A 22,240-nucleotide genomic window follows, 5' to 3' on the forward strand; every position below is an offset into this window, starting at 1 on the left:
CCACAACGCTCGGCAGCACCCGCGAGTGCCCGCTAGGGCCTGTCCGGCGGATCAAGTCGCAGGAAAGCCGCGGCGCCTCATCGACGCCGATGAGCGGGGGCTGGCGCGTCGGAATGCAAGGCGGAGGAGGGCGGCGACGCGATGGGGGCCCCTCCCGCTCGAGCGAAGCCGAGAGTGGGGGAGACGGCAACCGACGACAACGCCGCAGGCCGACGTGCCAGACCCCGCGTCTGCGGCATGATCCGCCGGACAGACCCTAGCTAGGGCCCGTCCTCCCCCGATTCCTCCAGAAGTCCCGCGTCGTAGGCGAGGAGGGCGATCTGCACCCGGTTGTTGAGGTCGAGCTTGGCGAGGACGCGGGAGACGTGGGTCTTGACGGTGGCGACGCTCATGAAGAGTTCCGTGGCGATCTCGGCGTTGGACAGGCCCCGGCCCACGGCCACCGCCACCTCGCGTTCGCGGTCGTTGAGGGCGGCGATGCGCGCACGCGCGCGTGTGCGCCGCGTGTCGGCGGCGGTGCCGGCCGCGTGCCGCATCAGCTGCCGGGTGACGGTGGGCGACAGGACGGGGTCGCCGGCGGCGACCCGGTGGACCGCCTCGACGATCTCGGCGGGCGGCGTGTCCTTCAGGACGAACCCGGCGGCGCCCGCGCGCAGGGCGCGCAGCACCTGGTCGTCGGCGTGGAAGGTGGTCAGGAGGACGACCTGCGGGGCGTCCGGGCGGGCGCGCAGGCGTTCGGTGGCGGTGAGGCCGTCCACGGACGGCATGCGGATGTCCATGAGGACGACATCCGGACGGGTGCGGTCGACGAGCGCCTCGACGTCGCTGCCGTCGGCCGCCTCCCCGACGATCTCGATGCCGTCGGCACCGCCGATCATCAGGGACAGGCCGGCCCGCACGAGCGGGTCGTCGTCGACGAGGAGCAGTCTGATCGCGGTCATGGGGCTTACGTAATCACGGTTTCGGGGGACGCAGGGACCGACGAGGGTCGGAGCCCCTGCGCGGCCGAACCGGCCGCGCCCGAAGGCCCGTTCATCCCCACGGCAGCCAGGCCCGCACCCCGAACCCCCCGTCCGGCTCCGGTCCGTGCTCCAGTCGGCCCCCGGCCAGGGTCGCCCGCTCGGTCAAGCCGATCAGCCCCTGCCCCGAGCCGGGCACGGGCCTCACCTCGCCCTCGGGCGCCGGGTTGCGGACGCTGACGGTGAGGCCCTCGCCCGGTGCGCCCTCGACGGCGACGGCGACCTCGGTGCCGGGGGCGTGTTTGCGGGCGTTGGTGAGGCCCTCCTGGGCGATGCGGTAGGCGGTGCGGCCGACGGAGGCGGGCACGCCGGCGGGGTCGCTGACACGGAGGTCGAGGGTGACCTTCATGCCGGCTTCGCGGGACTCGGCGACCAGCGCGTCCAGGGCGGCGAGCGTGGGCTGAGGGCGGCCCGTGTCGTCGTGGTCGCCCGCCCGCAGGACGCCGATGATCTCGCGCAGGTCCTGGAGGGCCTCGTGGGCGCTCTCCCGGATGACGCCGGCCGCCCGGGCGACCTCCGCCTGGGGTGCGTCGGGCCGGAACTCCAGCGCTCCCGCGTGGACGCTGAGCAGGGTGAGCCGGTGGGCGAGGACATCGTGCATCTCGCGGGCGATGGCCTCGCGGGCCAGCCGCTGGGCCTGCTCGGCACGGAGCCTGGCCTCGTTCTCGGCGCGCCGGGCGCGGTCCCTGAGGCTCAGCATGAGCTGCCGTTTGGAGCGGACGACCATGCCGCAGGCGATGACCACGGCGGTCAGCAGCACGATGATGACCACTGCGGCGAGGTAGGGCAGATCCGGGTCGGGGCGCAGCCAGAAGTAGAACGGGATCAGTGCCATGTTGGCGCCGCCCACCCAGGCCACGTACCGGAAGGGCCGGTGCACGGCGAGCGTGAACAGGGCGATCATGCAGGCGCCGCCGGCCGTGTCGGAGACGATCCCCACGGGGACCGTCGCCACGGCCAGCCCCAGCGGCCAGCGGCGGCGCAGCCAGACCGCGCCGCAGGCGACCGCGCCGATCAGCTGGTCGAGGTGGGCCAGGTTGTCCGGGACATGGGGGTTGTCGGCGACGGACTCCGCGCCGACCAGGCCGACGATGACGGCCACCGCGAAGCAGCTGAAGTCGACGAGCCAGTCGCGCGCGGTACGCCGGGGCCGCCGCCCGGGGCGCTCGGCGTCGGGGTCGAGTTCGTTCAGGACCGCCGAGGGCAGCAGCCAGCGCCGGCCCGCGAAGAACTGGGGCACCGCTGTCTGCTTGTCACCGCTCACGGTCGACAAATCTACGCACGCGAGCCCGGCGTTACCTCCGCGCGGACGGGATCGGCTACCAAAGTCGCGGGACCGTCGACTTTCGGCGCTTCGACCCCACCCGACCGGCACCTTCCGTCGGACATGCCTCGCCCCGCGGCCGATGACTGTGGGGGGACCGCGGGGCGAGGGTCGTGCCATGAAGCAATCGCTGGAGCTGTTCGGGTTTCTCGCCCTGGTGCAGGGCGTGGCCGGCCTGGTGCACGAGTTCACCGACTGGCACTGGGGACTCGTGCAGAAGGTCGGCTTCCTCGACGGCTACGAGCTCTACGCGAGCGTCGCACTGCTCGTGCTGGCGATCGCGCTGTTCGCCGCCGCGGAGAGCCGGAAGTCCGGCTGAACGCGGACCGGACCTCCGGCTGGTCTCACTGTTCCTCGACGCCCCGGTGGGGGTTTCGGCCTGCGGACCAGCGGCTCAGCAGCCGTAGTCGACCAGGTCGAACGTGGCGTAGTGGTCCGCGGTGTAGTAGTCCTCCTGGTACTCCTCGCCCGTCACGATGCGGCGCGCACCGCGCGTGGACGAGCCGGGTGTCTTGACCGTGTACTCGTGGTAGTACCCGGTCGACTGGCTGGGCAGGACGCCTTCCCGGTTCTGGAAGACGCTCCCGTCCTGCGAGTACGGGAAGGGCCCGCCGGACTTGATCAGCCCCAGCGTGTCGTACGCCTGTGAGGGCAGGTCGCTGTAGCAGATGCTGCCGACCGCGGCGGCCGCCGGAGTGGCGGTGACGGCGCCTCCGACGAGGAGGGCGGACAGGACGGCCGCCGCGGCACCGATGCGGGTGATTCGTGGGGGGAATCTCATGCCTTCATGATGACGCGCGTAGACAGTGGCATGTCAATGACAACTCCGGAGATTTTCCCGTCAAGTCCGATGAGTTTTCCGGGAGTTAACGTGCGGCCCCGCGCCCCCACGCGGTCCCCACAAGCACCAGCGCCCCACCCGCGAGACCGAGCGCGCCGAGCCGTTCGCCGCCGAGCGCGATGCCCGCGAGGGCGGCCCACAGGGGCTCGGTGCCGAGCAGCAGGCTGACCCGGGACGGGGAGGTGCGGCGCACGGCCCACATCTGCACGAAGAACGCGAACAGCGTGCAGAACGAGGACAGGAACAGCAGCCCGGCCCACTCCCGTGCCCCGAAGCCCGCGGCGGTCTCCCACGGGGTGGCCTCGGCGCCGGTGGACAGCAGCGCGAACACCGCGACGGCGGCGCCGAGTTGGACGGTCGTCAGGGACAGCGCGTCGGCGTCCCGCACCGCCGTGATCCGGGACATGGCGAGGACGTGGACGGTACGCGCCAGGGCGGCCAGCAGCATGAGCAGATCGCCGAGGGAGGGCTCGGTGAAGCCGCCGCCCTGCGTGAGCAGGACGACGCCGAGCACGGAGAGGGCGGCGGCGCCGAGGAAGGCCCGCGAGGGGCGCCGCCGGGTCACGGCGGCCTCGGCGAGCGGCGTGAAGATCATGGTGAGGCTGATGATGAGGCCGGCGTTGGTGGCGGAGGTGTGGACGACGCCGTACGTCTCCAGCAGGAAGATCCCGCTGAGGATCAGCCCGAGCACCCCCGCCCCGCGCCACTGGGCGCCGCTCAGGGCGCGCAGCGCGCGCCATCCGGCGGTGACCAGGACCGGCAGCACGATCGCGAACCGCAGTACCAGGACCGCGAGGATGGTGCGCGCGGTGGTGATGTCCTTGGCGGCGAGATAGCTCGCGCCCCAGACGACCGCCACGAGCAGGACGGGCAGGTCGGTCAGCCAGGTGCGGCGGGGCGCGATCGTGCCCGGTACGGCGATCGAGGACATCGGTGCGGCTCTCCCGGTCTCCCTCAGGGGTGTGGAGACGTCGGTGGCTCGCACATGGAGCGATCACCGTACCCGCGCGGCTGACCTGGGGCTAGGCGTTTTCGGGGAGGTCGAAGGAGCCGTATTCCGGGCGTCCCGCCTTGTCGTACGTCTGGATGGAGACGCCCTTGGAGGTGATGAGGCCGCTGCGGTGCTCGAAGGCGGTCGGCAGGCTGCCCTCGGCGAACAGGCGGCGGCCGGCGCCGAGCACGACCGGGACGGTGATCAGGTGGAAGGTGTCGATCAGGTCGAGGTTCAGCAGGGACTGCACGAGGGCTCCGCTGCCGTGGATCTGGAGCTCGCCCTCGGCGCGCTCCTTGAGGGCGGTGACCTCCTTGGCGAGGTCGCCGCCGAGCACGCTGGTGTTGTGCCACTCCGGGTCGGTCAGGGTGGCCGAGGCGACGAACTTCGGCAGGGCGTTGAGCCGGTCGGCGATGAGGTTGTCGGGGTCGGTCACCTTCGGCCAGTACCCGGCGAAGATGTCGTACGTACGGCGGCCCAGGAGGAACGCGCCGACCCGGCCGAAGACCTCGGTGACGAAGCGGCCGAAGTCCTCGTCGTCGTAGGGGGCGGTCCAGCCGCCCTGGTCGAAGCCGCCCCGGGGGTCCTCCTCGGGGCCGCCGGGGGCCTGGTAGACGCCGTCAAGGCTGACGAAGATCTGGGAGACGAGCTGGCCCATGACGGGTGCCTTCTCTCGGGAGTGGGGTCTGTTGTCATCACCTCAGACCCCACTCGCGCCCGCAACTCATCGGTGGGCCCGCGCGGTCTCAGCCGGCGTGCGTGGAGAACAGGCCGCCCGTCGGGCCCTGCTTGTCGCCGCCCTGCGCCTTCTTCAGGGCGTTGGCGAGGCTCTCGATGGTCAGGGACTGGAGGATGACGCGTCCGTTGCCCTCCAGGGTGGCCAGGGAGAGGCCCTCGCCGCCGAAGACGGCGTTCATCATGCCCTGGCGGTTGAGGCCGCCGATGCGCTGGACGCCGTACTGGATGCCCTCCTCGAAGGCGACGACGCAGCCGGTGTCGACCTCGATGCGGCCGCCGAAGTCGGCCGGGTTCAGGTCGATGAAGTTGCCGGCGCCGGCGATGATCACGGTGCCGCGGCCGGTGAACTTCTCCAGGACGAAGCCCTCGCCCCCGCTGCGGCCGGTCCTGCCGCCCTGGAAGGCGATGCCGAAGTCGACGGTGGACTCGGCGGCGACGAACGCGTCCTTCTCCGCGAACCACGCGCGCGTGCCGTCCAGCTCCAGGGCGCGCATCTCGCCGGGCAGTACGCCCGCGAAGCCGACGGTGCCTTCCCCGCCGGTCGAGGTGAAGTACTGGAACGCCAGCGACTCGCCCGCCAGGGCGCGCTGGCCGACCTGCATGGCGGTGCCCATGGCCTGGCGGAGCATGCCGCCCATGCCTCCGGCGCCGCCCTGCGGCTGCTGTCCGCCCGCGTTCGACGGACCGCCGAGCCGGGTCTCCATAGTGACGTTCGTGGTCTTGAACAGGAACTTTCCGGCCTCGCAGTACACGGTCTGACCGGGCTGGAGGCTGACGACCGCCATCTGCATGGCGTTGCCGACGATGTCTTGCTGAAGGGTCACGTGAGGAGAACGCGGGAGGCGGAGGGAAGAGTTCCGCGGCGTAGACATCGGTGTCCGTTCGCCGCCAGCACGCGCGGATGCGCGCCGCTGAGATGGAGGCATGACAACGACTCACGGAACTCTGTACGGCAAGGTCGCGCTCGTCACCGGTGGCAGCCGCGGCATCGGGGCGGCGACGGTCCTGCGGCTCGCGCGAGAGGGCGCGGACGTGGCGCTCACCTATGTGAAGGACAAGGAGGCGGCCGAGGACGTCGTACGGGCCGTCGAGGCGCTGGGGCGGCGTGCGGTGGCCCTGCGGGCGGACTCCGCGGACCCGGCGGAGGCGGCGGAGGCAGTGGAGCGCGCGGCGGCAGCGCTGGGCGGTCTCGACGTGCTGGTGAACAACGTGGGCGTGGGGGTGCTGGGGCCGCTGGAGGGTCTCTCGCTCACGGAGGTGGACCGGGTGCTGGCGGTGAACGTCCGCGGAGTGTTCCTGGCCTCGCAGGCGGCTGCCGCGCGGATGGGGGCCGGCGGGCGGATCATCACGATCGGCACCTGCATGACGCAGCGGGTGCCCGGGCCCGGCGGCACGCTCTACGCGATGAGCAAGGCGGCGCTCGTCGGGCTGACGAAGGCGCTGGCCAGGGAGCTGGGCGGGCGGGGCATCACGGTGAACATCGTGCACCCCGGGCCGACGGACACCGACATGAACCCGGCGGACGGGCCGTATGCGGCGGGTCAGGCGGCGATGACGGCGCTCGGGCGGTTCGGGACGGTGGAGGAGGTGGCGGGGACGGTCGAGTATCTGGCGGGGGCGGAGTACGTGACCGGTGCGGAGTTCGCCGTGGACGGGGGGCATGCGGCGTGAGGTAGGGATTTTCTCGCCCCCGCCGCCCCTACCCGTCCCATCCTCCAGGGGCTCCGCCCCTTCGACCCCGCGCCCCTGGGGGCTGCCGCCCCCAGACCCCCGCTGTCGGCCCCGAAAGGGCCTCGTCCTCAAACGCCGGACGGGCTGAGAATGCGCGTCCGGCCTTCGAGGATCAGGGCTCAGCCCCCCAGCTCCTGATGGCGGGCCGTCAGCGTCGCCGCTCCCGTCTCCGTCAGGGACCCGTACAGCCGCAGTCGGGAGATGCCGCCGTCCGGGAAGATGTCCACGCGCGCGTGCGTGCCAACGGCCGGCGTCGGGAGGACGAAGCGGTGGTTGGTGTCGGGCTGGAGACGGGTGCGCGGGAGGATCTCCCGCCAGTCGCCGCTCTCGCCGTCCTGCACGGACACCGACGCCCAGCCCGCGCTGTTGCCCTTCAGATACGCGGTGTCGATCTCGATCGCGCGGATCTGGGACTGGGCCACCAGGCGGTAGCGGATCCAGTCGTTGCCCTGGTCACGGCGGCGGCGCGTCTCCCAGCCGTCGTCCATCTTGCGCGAGCGGCCCGGCTGGATGGTGTTGGAGGCCGGGGAGTAGAAGAGGTTGGACGCGTCCTCGGCCTGGCCGCCGTTCTCCAGCGCCACCACGTCGAAGGTGCCGAGGACCGCCAGCCACTGCGGGTCCGGTACGACCTCGCCGTACACGCGCAGGCGCGCGATGCCGCCGTCGGGGTGCTGGTTGACCCGGAGGTGCGTGAAGCGCTGCTCCACGGAGATCTCGAAGCCGTTGGCCGCGTGGCCGCCCACCGGTGTGCGCGGGACCAGCGTCGTCCACTTCACGTCGTCGCCGAGGAGTTCCTCGGGGGACGGGGAGCCCGCCACCGACGTGCCTTCCACCGACACCGCCTGCGGGTAGTTGCCGCGGAAGTGGGCCGTGTCGACGACGATCCCGCGGATCACCCCGGGCGCGCCGAGGCGCACCAGCGCCCAGTCGTGGTCCTCAGCGGTCGGCCACGGGTGGTCTGCGGAGGCGCCGCGGCGGCGCCGTGTCTCCCAGCCGTCCATGATCTTGCCCTTGTGCCCGAAGTGCTCGGGGTCGAACTCGGCGCGCTCGGGCAGGAGCAGGTTCTCGCGCTGGGCGAAGAACTCGTCGTTGGCGGCGATGACTCCGGCGCCGAGCTGCCGGGCGGCGAGGTCGGCGTACTGGGTGAAGGGGAAGTCGGCGGTGCGGTAGTCGGCGTACGGGTCACCGCCGCCGTAGGGGTTCGCGTCGCCGGTGAAGCTCGGGATCGCCGTCACGAAGGATGCCTTTCTGGAGGGTCGGCCGCTGCGGGTGCGGTGGTGAGGATCAGGGGGTGCGGGTGAGGAGTTCGCCCTTCGGGTCCGTGAACTCGCCGTCCGCGACGATGCGTTGGCCGCGCAGCCAGGTCGACTTCACGACGCCGTACAGGGTCTTGCCCGCGTACGCCGTCACACGGTTGCGGTGCTGGAGCTCGGCCGGGTCGACGGTGAAGGTCTCGTCGGGTGCGAGGATCGCGAAGTCGGCGTCGCGGCCGGTCTCGATGGCACCCTTCTGGTCGAGGCCGACCAGCTGCGAGGTGCGCGTGGACATCCAGCGGACGACGTCTTCGAGGGAGTGGCCGCGCTTGCGGGCCTCCGTCCAGACCGCCGCGAGGCTCAGCTGGAGGCCGGAGATACCGCCCCACGCCGTCGCGAAGTCGTCCGTCTTGAGGTCGGCCGTGGACGGCGAGTGGTCGGTGACCACGCAGTCGATGGTGCCGTCGGCCAGCGCCTGCCAGAGCAGGTCCTGGTTGGCGGACTCGCGGATGGGCGGGCAGCACTTGAACTCGCTGGCGCCGTCCGGGACTTCCTCGGCGGTCAGCGTGAGGTAATGCGGGCAGGTCTCGACCGTGATGCGGACGCCCTCCGCCTTGGCGGCGGCGATCAGCGGCAGCGCGTCGGACGACGAGAGGTGCAGGACGTGCACGCGCGCGTCCAACCGCTTCGCCTGGGCGATGAGTTGGGCGATCGCCGTGTCCTCGGCGTCCCGGGGCCGGGAGGCAAGGAAGTCGGCGTACTTGGGGCCGCCCTGCTGCGGGGCCGCCTCCAGATGGTGCGGGTCCTCGGCGTGCACGATGAGGAGCCCGCCGAAGGAGGCGATCTCCGCCAGGGACTGGGCGAGTTGGTCCTGTCCCAGGTGTGGGAACTCGTCCACGCCGGACGGGGACAGGAACGCCTTGAAGCCGAAGACGCCGGACTCGTGCAGCGGGCGCAGGTCCTTGACGTTGTCGGGCAGGGCGCCGCCCCAGAAGCCGACGTCGATGTGGGCCTTGTCGGAGGCGACGTCCTTCTTGGTGCGCAGGTTGTCGACCGTGGTGGTCGGCGGGAGGGAGTTGAGGGGCATGTCGACGAGGGTCGTGATGCCGCCGGCCGCCGCCGCGCGCGTGGCGGTCCAGAAGCCCTCCCACTCGGTGCGGCCGGGGTCGTTGACGTGCACATGGGTGTCGACCAGGCCGGGCAGGACGACATGGTCGCCGACGTCCTCCAGGCGGGCGCCGGCGGGGACTTCGGCGTCGTACGGCAGTACGGCCGTGATCTTGCCGGCGGCGACCGCGACCGAGGCGGCGCGCGTCCCTTCCGGAGTGATGACGCGCGTCGAGCGCAGCACCAGTTCAGCGTCGGACACCCGAACCCCTCTCAGCCACCGGTTTACTTCCACGTAACGGAATTCAACTTTCTGTTGAAGGAGTCTTCACTCCCGTTCTCACGCCGTCAAGGGCACACTTCGCTACAGCGGCCCTGGCGCCCGCACTCTGGACGTTTCCATAAAGCGGAATTAGAATTCCGACAGGCAGAACGTAGCTACGCACCACCGGGGAGTCAACCGACCGCCGGGTAGGCTTCTGCCCTTCCTGCCAGGTCCCGAAAGGAACGCGCCGTGCCGACGTCCAGCGCCAGCACCACCGACTCCGCCAAGTCCGCCGGTGGCGGGGTCCAGTCCCTCGAGCGCGCCTTCGATCTGCTGGAGCGGATGGCGGACGCGGGCGGCGAGGTCGGTCTGAGCGAGCTCTCCGCGACCAGCGGGCTGCCGCTGCCCACCATCCACCGCCTGATGCGCACCCTCGTGGCCTGCGGATACGTCCGCCAGCAGACCAACCGTCGGTACGCGCTGGGCCCGCGCCTGATCCGCCTCGGCGAGTCCGCGTCCCGGCTGCTCGGCACCTGGGCCCGCCCCTACCTGGCCCGCCTGGTCGAGGAGACCGGCGAGACGGCGAACATGGCCCTGCTCGACGGCGACGAGATCGTCTATGTCGCCCAGGTGCCGTCCAAGCACTCGATGCGCATGTTCACCGAGGTCGGCCGTCGCGTCCTGCCGCACTCGACGGGCGTGGGCAAGGCGCTGCTCGCGAACACCCCGGACCACGAGGTGCGCGCGCTGCTCGCCCGTACCGGCATGCCGGCCGCGACCGAGAAGACGATCACCACCCCGGACGGCTTCCTCGCGGCCCTGGCCGACGTACGGCAGCTCGGTTACGCGGTCGACGACAACGAGCAGGAGATCGGCGTCCGCTGCCTCGCGGTGTCGGTGCCCAACTCCCCGACCGCCGCGGCCATTTCGATCTCCGGGCCGGCGGGACGCGTCACCGAGTCGGCGACGGACAAGATCGTGCCGGTGCTCCAGCAGGTGGCGACGGAGCTGTCGGAGGCGCTGGCCAGCCAGAGCCCGGCGTGACGTCCGTCGAGGACCGTCCGGCGGCGGTGGTGACAGCGCCGCTGGAGACCCTGGTCGATCCCGGGCATCGGGTACGGCCGACGGCGGTACGAGGGTGGCGGTTGCCGGAGCCGGATCTGCTCGCTCTCGCCGAGTACGGGCCGCCGGACGACGTCGTCATGACGCCGTCGTAGGCGTCGAACTCCCCCTGAGGGCACCCCAGGGGCGGTTCGGTGAGCCCCGTGAAGAGGAGGGCGGCCCGCCGGCGCCAGCTGAGGTCGACGAACCGCGCGAGCGACGAGCCGATGAGGTCCACGGCCGGGTGACAGAGGTCGGCGTAGTGCTCCCGCAGCGCCGGGGCCACGTCGGCCGCGGTGAGCGGCGCCGAGCGGACGGCCGGAACCCGGCCGTCGCCGCGTACCGCCCCCATCCTCGGCGTCAGCTCGTCAGCGCCCACATGCCGAGGTCGTGGAACCGGTCCATCTCGCCCGGTGCGACGCCTGCGAGGAGATCGTGCTGCGGGGCATCGAGCGCGTGGACCCCGGGCTTCGGCACAACGCCCCGCACACCTTCTGGGGACAGCTGGTCACCGACCGGGGCTGCCGAACCCCGAGGACGCCCGTCAGCCCCGCCCCGGCTCCCCGAACAGATCCACCGCGTCCCGCACCTGCGACAGCCCCCGCGACAGCGCGCTGACCGACCCGATCGCCCCCGCGATCAGCAGCAGCGAGCGGCGCAGCCGGGGAATCTCCGGCGCCCCGTCGATCGTCATCGCGGCCAGTGCGGCGAGCTCGTCCTCGGCGATGACGCGGTCGGGGAACTCGGCCGGGTGCGCGGCGAGTTCGCGGCGCAGCCGGGACACCGCGGTCCGCAGTTCCGCCACCCTCGGATCCTCGTCGCTGCCGGTCACTGGCCTCTGTCCCAAGCTCCGCAACACAGCTCTCCCCCCAAGCGCACGCCGTTGTGCGCCGCACCTCGTGATCCCGCCCGAAACAGCCCCGTGGCGCTGGTCGGGCGCCGGGGGACGCGGGTCAGTAAACGCCACCCCGGGCGCGCCGCGCCACTGCGCGGACCGAAATTCAGCCCTTCGAAACCGGCCACTCGCCTGGACGTCAGGTATGCAGGACGCATGACGGACAACGAAGACCAGGTCGCCGGCCTTCTGCTCGCCGCGGGCGGCGGGCGGCGGCTCGGCGGGCGGCCCAAGGCGCTGCTGGATCATCGCGGCAGGCCACTGGTGGAACACGCGGTGAGCGTCCTGCGCGCGTCCGGCTGCGCGCGCGTGCACGTGGTCCTCGGGGCCGCCGCCGACGCCGTACGGCACCAGGCCGATCTCGACGGGTGCGTGCTCGTCGAGAACCCGGAGTGGGCCGAGGGCATGGGTTCCTCGCTTCGAGCCGGTCTTGAGTCGCTCTCCGGTACGGACGCGCGGGCGGCGCTGGTGTCGCTCGTGGACCAGCCCGGTATCGGGGCGGCGGCGTTCGCGCGCGTGCGCGGCGCCTACACCTCCCCGGACTCCCTGGTCGCCGCCGCCTACGACGGCGTACGCGGGCATCCCGTGCTGTTCGGGTCCGCGCACTGGGCGGGGATCGCCGCGACTGCCACCGGGGACCGAGGGGCACGCGCGTATCTGAAGGAACACGCCGCGCGGGTCGCGCTCGTCGAGTGCGGTGACATCGCCCGGCCCTATGACATCGACACCGTCGAGGATCTGCACCACCTTGAGTGAGCGGGGTGGCACCGAGCGCCACGTTTCCTCGACTCAGAGAATCTCGATATCAACAAACCATTGAACTTCCACGATGAGGAAACTAGTATCCACTGATCAGAAGCGCCCTCCCGCTCCGGGGGCGTTCCTCGCCGTACCCGGTTCGACTGGCACCCGGTGCCACGCTCGCTGAAGGAAGTGACAGCTCATGTCCGCACCAGCGCCGTCCCCGCTGGCCATCGTCGACGCCGAGCCCCTGCCGCGGCAGGAGGAGGTCCTCACCGACGCGGCCCTCGCCTTCGTGGCCGAGCTGCACCGCCGGTTCACGCCCCGGCGTGCGGAACTCCTCGCCCGCCGTGCCGAGCGCCGCGCCGAGATCGCCCGCACCTCCACCCTCGACTTCCTCCCGGAGACGGCCGCGATCCGCGCCGACGACTCCTGGAAGGTCGCCCCCTCCCCCGCCGCCCTCAACGACCGCCGCGTCGAGATCACCGGCCCCACCGACCGCAAGATGACCATCAACGCCCTCAACTCGGGCGCCAAGGTCTGGCTCGCGGACTTCGAGGACGCCTCCGCGCCGACCTGGGAGAACGTGATCCTCGGCCAGGTCAACCTCGCCGACGCCTACACCCGGAACATCGACTTCACCGACGAGCGGTCCGGCAAGACGTACGCCCTGCGCCCGAACGAGGAGCTGGCGACGGTCGTCATGCGCCCGCGCGGCTGGCACCTCAACGAGCGCCACCTCGTCGACGCCGACGGGTCTCAAGTCCCCGGCGCCTTCGTCGACTTCGGCCTCTACTTCTTCCACAACGCCCAGCGTCTGCTCGACCTCGGCAAGGGTCCCTACTTCTACCTCCCGAAGACCGAGTCGCACCTCGAAGCGCGGCTGTGGAACGACGTGTTCGTCTTCGCGCAGGACTACGTCGGCATCCCGCAGGGCACCATCCGCGCCACCGTCCTGATCGAGACGATCACGGCGGCGTACGAGATGGAGGAGATCCTCTACGAACTCCGTGACCACGCCTCCGGGTTGAACGCCGGCCGCTGGGACTACCTGTTCTCCATCGTCAAGAACTTCCGTGACGGTGGCGCCAAGTTCGTCCTCCCGGACCGCAACCTGGTCACCATGACGGCCCCGTTCATGCGCGCCTACACCGAACTCCTCGTCCGCACCTGCCACAAGCGCGGTGCGCACGCGATCGGCGGCATGGCGGCGTTCATCCCGTCCCGCCGGGACGCCGAGGTCAACAAGGTGGCCTTCGAGAAGGTCCGCGCCGACAAGGACCGGGAGGCCGGCGACGGTTTCGACGGCTCCTGGGTGGCCCATCCCGACCTGGTCCCGATCGCCCTGGAGTCCTTCGACAAGGTCCTCGGCGACCGGCCCAACCAGAAGGACCGCCTCCGCGAGGACGTCCATGTCGAGGCCGCCGACCTCATCGCGATCGACTCGCTGGACGCCAAGCCGACGTACAACGGTCTCGTCAACGCCGTCCAGGTGGGCATCCGTTACATCGAGGCGTGGCTGCGCGGACTCGGCGCGGTCGCCATCTTCAACCTGATGGAGGACGCGGCCACCGCCGAGATCTCCCGCTCGCAGATCTGGCAGTGGATCAACGCGGGCGTCGAGTTCGAGCACGCAGGAAGCACAGTGAAGGCCACTCCGGAGCTGGCCCGCAAGGTCGCCGCCGAGGAACTCGCCAACATCCGCGCCGAGTTGGGCGAGGAGGCGTTCGCGGCCGGCCACTGGCAGCAGGCCCACGACCTGCTCCTCGAAGTGTCGCTGGACGACGACTACGCGGACTTCCTGACGCTGCCGGCGTACGAGCAGCTCAAGGGCTGACCTACTGCGGCACCGCCTTGTCCGAGTGGCCCAGGGACTTTCCCGGGGCCACTCGGTCGCGTACGGCCTGCTTCACGGCCGTGGGCTCCGGGAAGCCCCGTTCGCGCCGGTCCCAGACGACCTCACCGTCGACCCGGACGACGAAGACGCCGCCGGTGCCGGGCTTGAGGGACAGCTCGCCCAGCTCCTGCTCGAAGGTGGTGAGCAGCTCCTGGGCCAGCCAGGCCGCGCGGGGCAGCCAGCGGCACTGGGTGCAGTACTCGATCTGTACGACGGGTGCGTGCGGGCTCATCCGAGGTGCACCGACCAATCCTGTTCAGCCGCGGGCTTGCCGTGCAGATCGGGGACCTGCTTGAGCCATGCGGGACGTCCTCGCTGGTTCTTCGCCGCGCGGAGCGCCTCCTCGGCGGCGAGTTCCTCCCGGGTGGGGAAATCCATGGGCAGCCAGTCGGCCGACGCCCGCACGCGCGCGTGGAGGTACTCCACGTACGCCTCGCGGGCCTCGTCGGGGGTGGCGTGGTCCGTGAGCCAGGCGTCGGGGACGGCCGCGGTCACCTCGCGGAGCAGGTCGGGCGTCACCTTGGGGGCCAGTTCCGTGTCGGCGGCCCGGACGTCGGGGGCCAAGTGGCCGAGGGCGTGGTGCCGGAAGTCGTAGCGCTTGGCGGGGTCGGAGCCGTCCCAGCGGTGGTGGAAGACGAGCGCGGCGCCATGGTCGATCAGCCACAGGCGCGGGGGCGCGACACCGAGCGTGGGCCACACCATGAGGTTCGAGCTGTGCACCGTGCGGTCCACGTTGACGGTCAGCGCGTCCAGCCAGACGATCCGGCCCGCCTCCAACGGGTCGACCGGGAACGCCTTGGCGACCTCCGGGGTGAAGTCCCGCGCGCCCGGCAGATAGTCCATGCCGAGGTTGAGGCCCGCGCTGGCGCCGTGCAGCTCCCGCACCTCCTGGTGGGGCTCGCTGTCGGCGATCGCCGGGTCGAAGTGGACCAGGACCAGCTCGGGGAAGCGCAGCCCGAGCGCGCGGGCCAGCTCACCGACGATCACCTCGGCGACCAGCGCCTTGCGGCCCTGCGCGGAGCCGGTGAACTTCACGACGTACGTCCCCAGGTCGTCGGCCTCGACGACGCCGGGCACCGAGCCGCCTGACCGCAGCGGGGTCACGTATCGAACAGCAGTCACTTCGCGCAGCACACCCGCCAGGGTAATTCAGATCATGTGGCGGCCAGTGGGTTGGGCAGCGGCAGGTAGCGGGCGTCCGCGCCGTCCGCCCCCGTCCAGCGCAGCAGCAGGTTGGTCTTGCCCGGGAGGGTGGGCGAGGTGAGCAGGTCCGTGATCTCGGGGAGGTCGTGACGGGCGAGTTCCCGGCGCAGGGCGGGCCAGGGGTCCAGACCGGGCCGGCGTTCGGCGAGGGCGGCCGCGACTTCGCACAGATGGTTCACCACCAGGCAGTACACCAGCCGCTCCCACCCGGCCGCCCGCTCCACGTCCGTCAGCAGCTTCACACCCTCGGCGTCCCGGAACAGGGCCTGCACGGGCATCCCGTCGGTGTCCACGGCGACCAGCGTGTTCTGCAGGTGGGCCTCGAGTACGACGCCGTGGTCGGCGAAGGCCGCGAGGGCGGGCGGTACGACGGCCCGCAGATACGCCTCCCACCAGGCCGTACCGCCGGACGGGACGCCCTCGAAGCCCTCCACGAGCCCGGCGGCGAGCAGTGGGGTCGCGCCGGGGCGCAGATGGCCGTGGAAGCCGTCGCGGACCAGGACGGCGAGCTCCTCGAAGGCGAAGTCGGTGGTGCGGTAGCCGCGGTCGGAGAGCCAGGCGGCGGGGCCGTCGGCGAACGCCTTGACGGCCGCCCGGTCGGTCCGCCGGAGTGCGCGCAGGTCGTGGCGCCACAGGCGGCGGATGTCGTTGGTGATGCGCACGTCCAGGCTGAACTTCAGGAACAGGTCGCGCTCGGGGGCGTAGAGCGTGCGGATCGCGGCCGTGGGCCAGACGTCGAAGGCGCTCGTGCCGAGTCGGATCAGCCGTCCGTCGGCGAAGGCGTCCGTGAGGTCCACGAGGTCGAGCTGCCAGGGGTGGGCGGGCAGCAGACGGTAGCCGGGCGGGGCCTCGCCGAGGGAGTCGAGGGCCGAGGTGTCGCCCTCCTCGACGACCGCGTCCTCGCGCACGCCGAGCAGCGTCAGCGGGAAACGGGCGTGGGCCTCGGGCGCGTAGGGCAGCCAGCGGGCGACCGGGCCGCCGCCGCGGGCCTTGGGGGCGGGGTGGTAGGGATGGCCGGTGAGCAGGGACTGCTCTGAGCGCAGATACGGGTCCGTGGGCGGCGTCGCACGCGCGCGTGCCGTCAGGATCGCCGCGACCGCGTCCCGGCTGTCGATCATCTCTGCGGGGAGGTCGTGGTTGGACAGACCGGTGTGGAGGGTCAGCTCCTCGGCGACGAGCTTGACGAGTTCGGTGTGGCCGATGCGGTGCCAGTGGCCGTCGGTGTTCACCTCGGGTTCCCCCGGCCGCCGCGCGCCGCGCACCCGCAGCAGCCGGCCGCTCGGCAGCCTGTGGGTGCGCACGTCGCCGGAGCCCGGGAGCGCCACGGCGACCTCGCGCAGCAGGCAGTTGAGCAGCGGCGCGGCAGCATAGGCGTCGGCGGCGGCCGGGGAGGTGAGGTCCACGCGTTTCACTCGTTCTCTACGTGCGGGCGGAGACGATCAGTATCTCTGTCGCCGGCCTCCCGCCATGCCACCTATTCGTACCCGAGGAGCCCACCCGTGCACCGTTCCCCCACCGCCGAGGCCGAGGTCGCCGAGGAGCTGGCCGAGACGCGCCCCGACCTGGTGTCGCGGTACGCGGCCGAGCTGCCGGGCGCCCGAGCCGCCGTACTGACCCGGCTGTGGCGGGCGCTGGCGTACGAGCCGCTGCCCTGGATCACCGACCGGGACGGCGGCACCCTGCGCCTGCGGGACGGACGGCGGCTCGCCGGTCCGCCGGCCGACCCGTACGCGACCGCCGCGTACGTCACCGACGTACGGCTCGACGGCAGGACGTACGACGATCCCGCGCGGCTCATGACCGACCTCGGGGTGCCGCACGGCAGCGATCTGGCGGCCGAACTCGGCCACAGCGTGGCGTCGTTGGCCCTGTCACGGGCCGGGCAGCCGACGGTCCCCCCGAAGGAGTGGCCGGTGGCCGACTGGGAGTGGGAGCAGCGGGTGGTGGACGGGCATCCGTTCCACCCCAACTGCCGTTCCCGGCCCGGTTTCTCGGTCGCGGAACAGTTGGCGTACGGGCCCGAGCACCGGCCGCTCGTCGGGCTGCGGACGGTCCCCGTTGCGGCGGCCGAGTGTCTGGTGTCGGGCGGGTGGCCGGACGGGATGCGGGACGGGGAACGGCTGTTGATCCCGGTGCATCCCTGGCAGGCGGCCCATGTGCTGAAACGGGTCGGCGACGAGGGTCCGGCCGCGCATCCGCTGATGTCCCTGCGCACGCTGGCCCTGACCGGCGAAGGCCCGCATGTGAAGACCGCGTTGAGCGCCCGGCTGACGTCGTCGGTGCGGGACATCTCGGTCTACTCGATCGGTATGTCGGCGACCCTGTCGGCCTTCGCGGAGTCGCTGGCGGCCCGCACGGACGGACTGCTGCACTTCACCCGCACGCTGGGCGCGGTCACCGCCGACTCCCCCGACCTGGCCGCCGTACTGCGCGAGTCGCCGCAGACGTACGCCGGGAGCGGTGAGCGGGTCGTGCCGGTGGCCGCCCTCGCCACCACCGACCTGCCGTCGAGCGCGTCCTGGCTCGCGGAGTTCACCCGGCTGACGCTGACCGTCGGGCTGCGCCTGCTGGATCTCGGGGTGGCGTTGGAGGCGCACGGCCAGAACCTCCTCGTGGTGCTGTCCGCGACGGGCGCGCCCCTGCGGCTCGTCTACCGCGACCTCGCCGACATCCGCGTCAGCCCGGCCCGGCTGGCCCGGCACCGCATCCCGGTACCGGAGTTGAGCGGCCGGGTCGTCACCGATGACGAAACCGCCCTGCGACGCAAGCTGTTCGGGGCGTTGGTGGCGGGGGCGCTGGCGGGCACTGCGGGCTCGGGAGCGGCGCTGCGGGGGGCACTGGAGACCGTCGTAGGAGATCTTCCGGACGCCCCCGATCTCGCGGCGCTCCGCGAAAACCCGCTGCCCACCAAGGCGTTGACGCTGATGCGGCTGTCGCCGGGGACGCCCGGGGACCAGTGGACCGGGCTGCCGAACCCGCTTCGTTTTGGAGGGTGAGACCTCCGGTCAATAGGATCCGCCGATGATCACAAGACAACGGCTGGCGGCAGGAGTGTGCGTCCTGCTCGCCGCCTTGACGGCCGGGATCGTCGTCCCGGTCGCGGCGGTCGCCGGTGAACCCACGGGCGGGACCGCGCCCCAGGTCGACCTCGTCCTCGACGTCAGCGGCTCCATGCGGACGGCCGACATCGACGGCGGCACCCGGATGGCGGCGGCGAAGCAGGCCTTCAACGAGGTGCTGGACGCGACCCCGGAGGAGGTCCAGCTCGGCATCCGGACCCTCGGCGCCAACTATCCCGGCGACAACCAGAAGACGGGCTGCAAGGACACCGCGCAGCTCTATCCGGTCAGCACGCTGGACCGCACCGAGGCCAAGACGCAGGTGGCGACCCTCTCGCCCACCGGCTGGACGCCGATCGGCCCGGCGCTGCTGAAGGCCGCCGACGACTTCACCGACAGCGCCTCCTCGAAGCGGATCGTGCTGATCAGTGACGGCGAGGACACCTGCGCCCCGCTCGACCCGTGCGAGGTGGCCCGGGAGATCGCGGCCAAGGGCATCGGTCTGACCATCGACACCCTGGGCCTGGTCCCGAACACCAAGATGCGGCAGCAGCTGAGCTGCATCGCCGAGGCGACCGGCGGTACGTACACCTCGGTCGAGCACACCGAGGAACTCTCCGACAAGGTCAACCAGTTGGTGGACCGGGCGGCCGACCCGGTGGTGACGCCGGTGGCCACCGAGGGAGCCGAGCAGTGCGCGAAGGCGCCCACGCTGAAGTCGGGTCTGTTCACCGACCGCGAGGAGTTCGGGCGACAGCGCTGGTACCGGGTGGACGTCGAGCCCGGCCAGGAACTGCGCGCCTCGGTGAGCGTGGCGGCCGACCGCGCCGTCACCCCCTCCTACGGGGTGCTGCTGCGGGCGGTGACCGTGCACGGCCGTGAGATCGTGCGCGGCGAGGTCTCGGGCAACGGCCGTACTGACGTGGTCTCGACGGGGCTGCGCTACCCGAAGGCGGACAGCGACGAGGACGATCCGGCCGCCGAGACCGTGTGTCTCCAGGTCACCAACTCCTTCTCGCCGGCCTCCGGCGTGAAGACCACGCCGGGTCTGCCGCTGGAGCTGACGGTGGACGTCGTGGACGCCCCGTCGGCGTCGAGCGACGTGGCCTCGTTCGGCCTCGGGCGCGGCTGGTGGCTGCTGGGCGCGCTGATCCTCACCGGCTTCCTCGCCGGTCTCGTCTGGGGCTGGCTCTCGCGCTGGCGCCTCGCGGTCTGGAGGACCAACTGATGCGGTCTGTGGAGAACCAACTGATGCGGCCGGTGGAGAACCAACTGATGCGGTTCACACGAGTGCTGGGTGCGGCGCTGCTGATGCTGGGGCTCGCCGCGGCGCCCGCCGCGGCCGACTCCTCGCCGTCCCCGTCGGCCTCCTCGGACAGTGACGCGCCCACCTCGGCCGGTACGTCGTTCCGCACGGCGACCGAGTTCGAGCAGGGGCAGCAGGCCACCGCGAGCGGCTCCACCGGCGACTTCCTGTACTGGTCGTTCCCGGCGGACGCCGGACAGCGCCCCACCGTCGAGGCGACGGTGAAGCTGCCCGGGACGCATGCCGCGCAGACCTGGCAGGTCGACGTGTACGACGGTCTGCGGCGCCGCCAGGCCTGCCAGTACGGGGCGCAGACACGCACCGCGGCCGCCGGCACGACGTCCGTGGAGCTGGCGTGCGTGCTGCGCACCGTCCGCGCCTGGTCCGAGCCGTGGGCCAACGACCCGCTGCCCGGCACGTACTACGTCCGGCTGACGGCCGTCGACCTCACGACCGCCGACCTCGGCCAGCCGGTCGAGGCCTCGGTCGAGGTGAACTCCAAGGACATCGGCGGCGCGGCGGCGGTGGACGGCTCGCTGGCGAAGCCGCTCGTGCCGGGCATCTCGATGAAGACGGAGACCGACGCCTCCGAGGACGACTCGTCGACGTCGGCCGTGCTGTCCAGCATCGAGCCGGAGGACGGCTGGGCCGGCGGCTGGTGGTCCGACCGCTGGGTGTGGACCGCGGTGGGCGGCGTGCTGGCCGCGCTCGCCGGTGTCGGCGGGTACTCGCTGACGCGTGGGTCGGGTCGGCCGTCCCGGGTGCCGCCGAGCGCCTGACGCCACGTCAAAGGGCCCGTTGCGTAAAGGCAGCGGGCCCTTTCTCATGCGTTCCTGAGCCCCTTGGCCAGCGTCCCGTCGCCCTCGACCTCGATACGGCCGTCCCGCACCGCGTCGGCGACCGTCAACTCCCCTCGCCCGATGGCCGTACAGGTGTCGACGTCCATGGAGAGCCGGGCGTCGGGCTCGCCTGGTGCGCGACCGTGGCCGTGGACCGGCCCGTCCTCGGCGCCGACGTACAGGTGGAAGTCCCCCTCCTCCAGCCGGACTTCGACGAGCCCCTCGCCCTCCAGCGCGCGCAGCAGCGGCAGCGCGAACCAGTGGGCGCGTACGGCGTCGGTGGGCCGCAGCTCCCCCAGCTCCGCCTCGCCCCACGCGCCCAGCGCCTGGATGACGGGCAGCAACTCCCTTCCCCGGCCGGTGAGTTCGTAGACGTTGGCGGCGCCGGGCGGAGGCAGTCTGCGCCGGGTCGCGAGTCCGTCCCGCTCCATGTCCTTCAGCCGGGAGGCGAGTACGTCCGTGCTGACGCCCGGCAGGTCCGCGTGCAGGTCGGTGTAGCGGCGCGGGCCGGCCAGCAGCTCACGGACGATCAGCAGGGTCCAGCGGTCACCGACGGTGTCCAGCGCGCGGGCGGCGGAGCAGTACTGGTCGTAGCTTCGGCGAGATGGCATGCGTCGCAGTGTAGACAAGTCATTGGACTTTCCAAGCCGCCACTTGGTAAAACCAAGCAACACACGAAACCGGAGAGGCAGCAGAGCATGGAGTTCCGGCAGTCCAGCAAGCTCAGCGACGTCTGTTACGAGATCCGCGGCCCGGTCATCGAGCACGCCAACGCGCTCGAGGAGGCAGGCCACAGCGTGCTGCGCCTGAACACCGGCAACCCGGCGCTCTTCGGTTTCGAGGCGCCGGAGGAGATCGTCCAGGACATGATCCGGATGCTCCCGCAGGCCCACGGCTACACGGACTCCAAGGGCATCCTCTCCGCCCGCCGCGCCGTCGCCCAGCGCTACCAGACGCTCGGCCTGGAGGTCGACGTCGACGACGTCTACCTCGGCAACGGCGTCTCCGAGCTGATCTCGATGGCCGTACAGGCGCTGGTCGAGGACGGCGACGAGATCCTCATCCCCGCCCCGGACTTCCCGCTGTGGACGGCGGTGACCACGCTGGCGGGCGGCAAGGCCGTGCACTACATCTGCGACGAACAGGCCGACTGGAACCCGGACCTGGCCGACATGGAGTCGAAGATCACGGACCGCACCAAGGCCGTCGTGATCATCAACCCGAACAACCCCACCGGCGCCGTCTACTCCAAGGAGATCGTCGAGGGCATCCTCGACCTCGCCCGCCGGCACGGACTGATGGTCCTCGCCGACGAGATCTACGACCAGATCCTGTACGACGACGCCGTGCACCACTCGGCCGCGGCGCTCGCCCCCGATCTGGTCGTCCTGACGTTCTGCGGTCTGTCGAAGACGTACCGGGTGGCCGGCTTCCGCTCGGGCTGGATGGTCGTCACGGGCCCGAAGCAGCACGCCAAGGACTACCTGGAGGGCCTGACCATGCTGGCCTCCATGCGGCTGTGCGCCAACGCCCCGGCCCAGTACGCCATCCAGGCCGCGCTGGGCGGCCGCCAGTCCATCCGCGAGCTGACCCTGCCGGGCGGCAGGCTGCACGAACAGCGCAACGTGGCCTGGGAGAAGCTCAACGAGATCCCCGGCGTCTCCTGTGTGAAGCCGAAGGGCTCGCTGTACGCGTTCCCGCGCCTCGACCCCAAGGTCTACAAGATCCACGACGACGAGAAGTTCGTCCTGGACCTGCTCCTGCGCGAGAAGATCCAGGTCGTCCAGGGCACCGGCTTCAACTGGCCCGCCCCCGACCACTTCCGCATCCTCACCCTCCCCTACGCGGACGACCTGGAGGCGGCGATCGGCCGCATCGGACGCTTCCTGAGCGGCTACCGGCAGTAGCGTCACCGGCGGCGCGCCACGGC

23 protein-coding genes and 1 pseudogene are annotated in these 22,240 nt (G+C 71.6%); 11 read left to right on the forward strand and 13 right to left on the reverse strand.

The features are described from left to right. Positions 1 to 260: 260 nt before the first annotated feature. Positions 261 to 941 (reverse strand): response regulator, encoded by a 681-nt coding sequence (locus tag OG885_RS10320; protein WP_405729428.1) that lies wholly within the window; start codon positions 939 to 941, stop codon positions 261 to 263. A gap of 91 nt (positions 942 to 1,032) precedes the next feature. Then, entirely contained in the window at positions 1,033 to 2,292 is a 1,260-nt protein-coding gene (locus OG885_RS10325) for a histidine kinase (RefSeq protein WP_405729431.1), read from the reverse strand. Between the two features lie 169 nt (positions 2,293 to 2,461). Here OG885_RS10325 and OG885_RS10330 point away from each other — a divergent pair, with 169 nt between their 5' ends. Continuing rightward, on the forward strand, positions 2,462 to 2,662 hold the full coding sequence (locus OG885_RS10330; RefSeq protein WP_405729434.1) for a hypothetical protein: 201 nt from the start codon (positions 2,462 to 2,464) through the stop codon (positions 2,660 to 2,662). Positions 2,663 to 2,737: 75 nt separating this feature from the next. Here OG885_RS10330 and OG885_RS10335 read toward each other — a convergent pair whose 3' ends face one another. From OG885_RS10335 to OG885_RS10350, 4 genes are all read right to left on the reverse strand, one after another. After that, positions 2,738 to 3,124, reverse strand: a complete 387-nt coding sequence (locus tag OG885_RS10335; protein WP_405729437.1) for a ribonuclease domain-containing protein — start codon at positions 3,122 to 3,124, stop codon at positions 2,738 to 2,740. A gap of 85 nt (positions 3,125 to 3,209) precedes the next feature. Then, on the reverse strand, positions 3,210 to 4,115 hold the full coding sequence (locus OG885_RS10340) for a DMT family transporter (RefSeq protein WP_405729439.1): 906 nt from the start codon (positions 4,113 to 4,115) through the stop codon (positions 3,210 to 3,212). A 91-nt stretch (positions 4,116 to 4,206) separates the two neighbouring features. Beyond that, positions 4,207 to 4,833 (reverse strand): dihydrofolate reductase family protein, encoded by a 627-nt coding sequence (locus tag OG885_RS10345; protein WP_405729442.1) that lies wholly within the window; start codon positions 4,831 to 4,833, stop codon positions 4,207 to 4,209. A gap of 88 nt (positions 4,834 to 4,921) precedes the next feature. Continuing rightward, a complete protein-coding gene (locus tag OG885_RS10350; RefSeq protein ID WP_405729445.1) occupies positions 4,922 to 5,737 on the reverse strand; it encodes an AIM24 family protein in 816 nt (271 codons plus the stop codon). Positions 5,738 to 5,837: 100 nt separating this feature from the next. Here OG885_RS10350 and OG885_RS10355 point away from each other — a divergent pair, with 100 nt between their 5' ends. Both OG885_RS10355 and OG885_RS10360 read left to right on the forward strand, forming a co-directional pair. Further along, the gene (locus tag OG885_RS10355) at positions 5,838 to 6,584 is read left to right on the forward strand and encodes an SDR family oxidoreductase (protein ID WP_405729448.1); all 747 of its coding nucleotides are present in this window, start codon (positions 5,838 to 5,840) and stop codon (positions 6,582 to 6,584) included. Next, positions 6,562 to 6,743: pseudogene (locus OG885_RS10360) on the forward strand (hypothetical protein); the annotation flags it as partial. The gene OG885_RS10355 and the pseudogene OG885_RS10360, both read left to right, overlap by 23 nt. 20 nt (positions 6,744 to 6,763) lie before the next feature. On the opposite strand, the gene alc reads toward OG885_RS10360, so the two are convergent. Further along, the gene (gene alc, locus OG885_RS10365; RefSeq protein ID WP_405729451.1) at positions 6,764 to 7,879 is read right to left on the reverse strand and encodes an allantoicase; all 1,116 of its coding nucleotides are present in this window, start codon (positions 7,877 to 7,879) and stop codon (positions 6,764 to 6,766) included. A gap of 49 nt (positions 7,880 to 7,928) precedes the next feature. Then, on the reverse strand, positions 7,929 to 9,266 hold the full coding sequence (gene allB, locus OG885_RS10370) for an allantoinase AllB (protein WP_405729454.1): 1,338 nt from the start codon (positions 9,264 to 9,266) through the stop codon (positions 7,929 to 7,931). Positions 9,267 to 9,518: 252 nt separating this feature from the next. On the opposite strand from allB, the gene OG885_RS10375 reads away from it, so the two are divergent. Further along, entirely contained in the window at positions 9,519 to 10,313 is a 795-nt protein-coding gene (locus tag OG885_RS10375) for an IclR family transcriptional regulator (RefSeq protein WP_399951435.1), read from the forward strand. Next, positions 10,310 to 10,486, forward strand: coding sequence for a hypothetical protein (locus OG885_RS10380; RefSeq protein WP_405729458.1), 177 nt, complete (start codon positions 10,310 to 10,312; stop codon positions 10,484 to 10,486). The genes OG885_RS10375 and OG885_RS10380 overlap by 4 nt, the downstream gene beginning before the upstream one ends. Positions 10,487 to 10,914: 428 nt before the next feature. Here the strand turns inward: OG885_RS10380 and OG885_RS10385 are convergent, their stop codons facing one another. Beyond that, positions 10,915 to 11,229 carry a DUF5955 family protein gene (locus OG885_RS10385; RefSeq protein WP_399951429.1) on the reverse strand — a complete coding sequence of 105 codons (315 nt, stop codon included), beginning with the start codon at positions 11,227 to 11,229 and terminating at the stop codon, positions 10,915 to 10,917. Between the two features lie 192 nt (positions 11,230 to 11,421). Here OG885_RS10385 and OG885_RS10390 point away from each other — a divergent pair, with 192 nt between their 5' ends. Together OG885_RS10390 and aceB are read left to right on the forward strand one after the other, a co-directional pair. Next, on the forward strand, positions 11,422 to 12,021 hold the full coding sequence (locus tag OG885_RS10390; RefSeq protein WP_405729461.1) for an NTP transferase domain-containing protein: 600 nt from the start codon (positions 11,422 to 11,424) through the stop codon (positions 12,019 to 12,021). A gap of 187 nt (positions 12,022 to 12,208) precedes the next feature. Further along, positions 12,209 to 13,843 carry a malate synthase A gene (aceB, locus tag OG885_RS10395; RefSeq protein WP_405729464.1) on the forward strand — a complete coding sequence of 545 codons (1,635 nt, stop codon included), beginning with the start codon at positions 12,209 to 12,211 and terminating at the stop codon, positions 13,841 to 13,843. Position 13,844: 1 nt separating this feature from the next. Here the strand turns inward: aceB and OG885_RS10400 are convergent, their stop codons facing one another. Genes OG885_RS10400 through OG885_RS10410 form a run of 3 tightly spaced genes read right to left on the reverse strand, consistent with a single transcriptional unit; the run spans position 13,845 to position 16,518 of the window. Further along, positions 13,845 to 14,135 (reverse strand): SelT/SelW/SelH family protein, encoded by a 291-nt coding sequence (locus OG885_RS10400; protein ID WP_405729467.1) that lies wholly within the window; start codon positions 14,133 to 14,135, stop codon positions 13,845 to 13,847. Continuing rightward, entirely contained in the window at positions 14,132 to 15,037 is a 906-nt protein-coding gene (locus tag OG885_RS10405; protein ID WP_405729470.1) for a HipA family kinase, read from the reverse strand. The genes OG885_RS10400 and OG885_RS10405 overlap by 4 nt, the downstream gene beginning before the upstream one ends. A gap of 20 nt (positions 15,038 to 15,057) precedes the next feature. After that, positions 15,058 to 16,518 (reverse strand): IucA/IucC family protein, encoded by a 1,461-nt coding sequence (locus OG885_RS10410; RefSeq protein ID WP_405729473.1) that lies wholly within the window; start codon positions 16,516 to 16,518, stop codon positions 15,058 to 15,060. 87 nt (positions 16,519 to 16,605) lie between these two features. Here OG885_RS10410 and OG885_RS10415 point away from each other — a divergent pair, with 87 nt between their 5' ends. From OG885_RS10415 to OG885_RS10425, 3 genes are read left to right on the forward strand one after another with little or no spacing between them, the layout of a single operon-like run. Next, positions 16,606 to 18,102, forward strand: coding sequence for an IucA/IucC family protein (locus OG885_RS10415; RefSeq protein WP_405729476.1), 1,497 nt, complete (start codon positions 16,606 to 16,608; stop codon positions 18,100 to 18,102). A gap of 25 nt (positions 18,103 to 18,127) precedes the next feature. Further along, positions 18,128 to 19,393 (forward strand): VWA domain-containing protein, encoded by a 1,266-nt coding sequence (locus tag OG885_RS10420; RefSeq protein ID WP_405729479.1) that lies wholly within the window; start codon positions 18,128 to 18,130, stop codon positions 19,391 to 19,393. 47 nt (positions 19,394 to 19,440) lie between these two features. Next, positions 19,441 to 20,250 (forward strand): hypothetical protein, encoded by an 810-nt coding sequence (locus OG885_RS10425; RefSeq protein ID WP_405742676.1) that lies wholly within the window; start codon positions 19,441 to 19,443, stop codon positions 20,248 to 20,250. Between the two features lie 44 nt (positions 20,251 to 20,294). Here OG885_RS10425 and OG885_RS10430 read toward each other — a convergent pair whose 3' ends face one another. Next, complete coding sequence (locus tag OG885_RS10430) at positions 20,295 to 20,921, reverse strand: winged helix-turn-helix transcriptional regulator (protein ID WP_405729482.1); 627 nt, start codon at positions 20,919 to 20,921, stop codon at positions 20,295 to 20,297. A gap of 87 nt (positions 20,922 to 21,008) precedes the next feature. Here OG885_RS10430 and OG885_RS10435 point away from each other — a divergent pair, with 87 nt between their 5' ends. Continuing rightward, on the forward strand, positions 21,009 to 22,217 hold the full coding sequence (locus tag OG885_RS10435; protein ID WP_405729485.1) for a pyridoxal phosphate-dependent aminotransferase: 1,209 nt from the start codon (positions 21,009 to 21,011) through the stop codon (positions 22,215 to 22,217). The last annotated feature ends 23 nt before the right edge of the window (positions 22,218 to 22,240 follow it).

Source organism: Streptomyces sp. NBC_00028 (assembly GCF_045041065.1).
Lineage (GTDB): Bacteria > Actinomycetota > Actinomycetes > Streptomycetales > Streptomycetaceae > Streptomyces.

Bases quoted from the DNA above. Each gene is read 5' to 3' on its own strand.
- OG885_RS10320 (WP_405729428.1), bottom strand. From the start codon at position 941: ATGACCGCGATCAGACTGCTCCTCGTCGACGACGACCCGCTCGTGCGG.
- OG885_RS10330 (WP_405729434.1), top strand. From the start codon at position 2,462: ATGAAGCAATCGCTGGAGCTGTTCGGGTTTCTCGCCCTGGTGCAGGGC.
- OG885_RS10335 (WP_405729437.1), bottom strand. From the start codon at position 3,124: ATGAGATTCCCCCCACGAATCACCCGCATCGGTGCCGCGGCGGCCGTC.
- OG885_RS10340 (WP_405729439.1), bottom strand. From the start codon at position 4,115: ATGTCCTCGATCGCCGTACCGGGCACGATCGCGCCCCGCCGCACCTGG.
- OG885_RS10345 (WP_405729442.1), bottom strand. From the start codon at position 4,833: ATGGGCCAGCTCGTCTCCCAGATCTTCGTCAGCCTTGACGGCGTCTAC.
- OG885_RS10355 (WP_405729448.1), top strand. From the start codon at position 5,838: ATGACAACGACTCACGGAACTCTGTACGGCAAGGTCGCGCTCGTCACC.
- OG885_RS10390 (WP_405729461.1), top strand. From the start codon at position 11,422: ATGACGGACAACGAAGACCAGGTCGCCGGCCTTCTGCTCGCCGCGGGC.
- aceB (WP_405729464.1), top strand. From the start codon at position 12,209: ATGTCCGCACCAGCGCCGTCCCCGCTGGCCATCGTCGACGCCGAGCCC.
- OG885_RS10400 (WP_405729467.1), bottom strand. From the start codon at position 14,135: ATGAGCCCGCACGCACCCGTCGTACAGATCGAGTACTGCACCCAGTGC.
- OG885_RS10420 (WP_405729479.1), top strand. From the start codon at position 18,128: ATGATCACAAGACAACGGCTGGCGGCAGGAGTGTGCGTCCTGCTCGCC.
- OG885_RS10425 (WP_405742676.1), top strand. From the start codon at position 19,441: ATGCGGTTCACACGAGTGCTGGGTGCGGCGCTGCTGATGCTGGGGCTC.
- OG885_RS10430 (WP_405729482.1), bottom strand. From the start codon at position 20,921: ATGCCATCTCGCCGAAGCTACGACCAGTACTGCTCCGCCGCCCGCGCG.
- OG885_RS10435 (WP_405729485.1), top strand. From the start codon at position 21,009: ATGGAGTTCCGGCAGTCCAGCAAGCTCAGCGACGTCTGTTACGAGATC.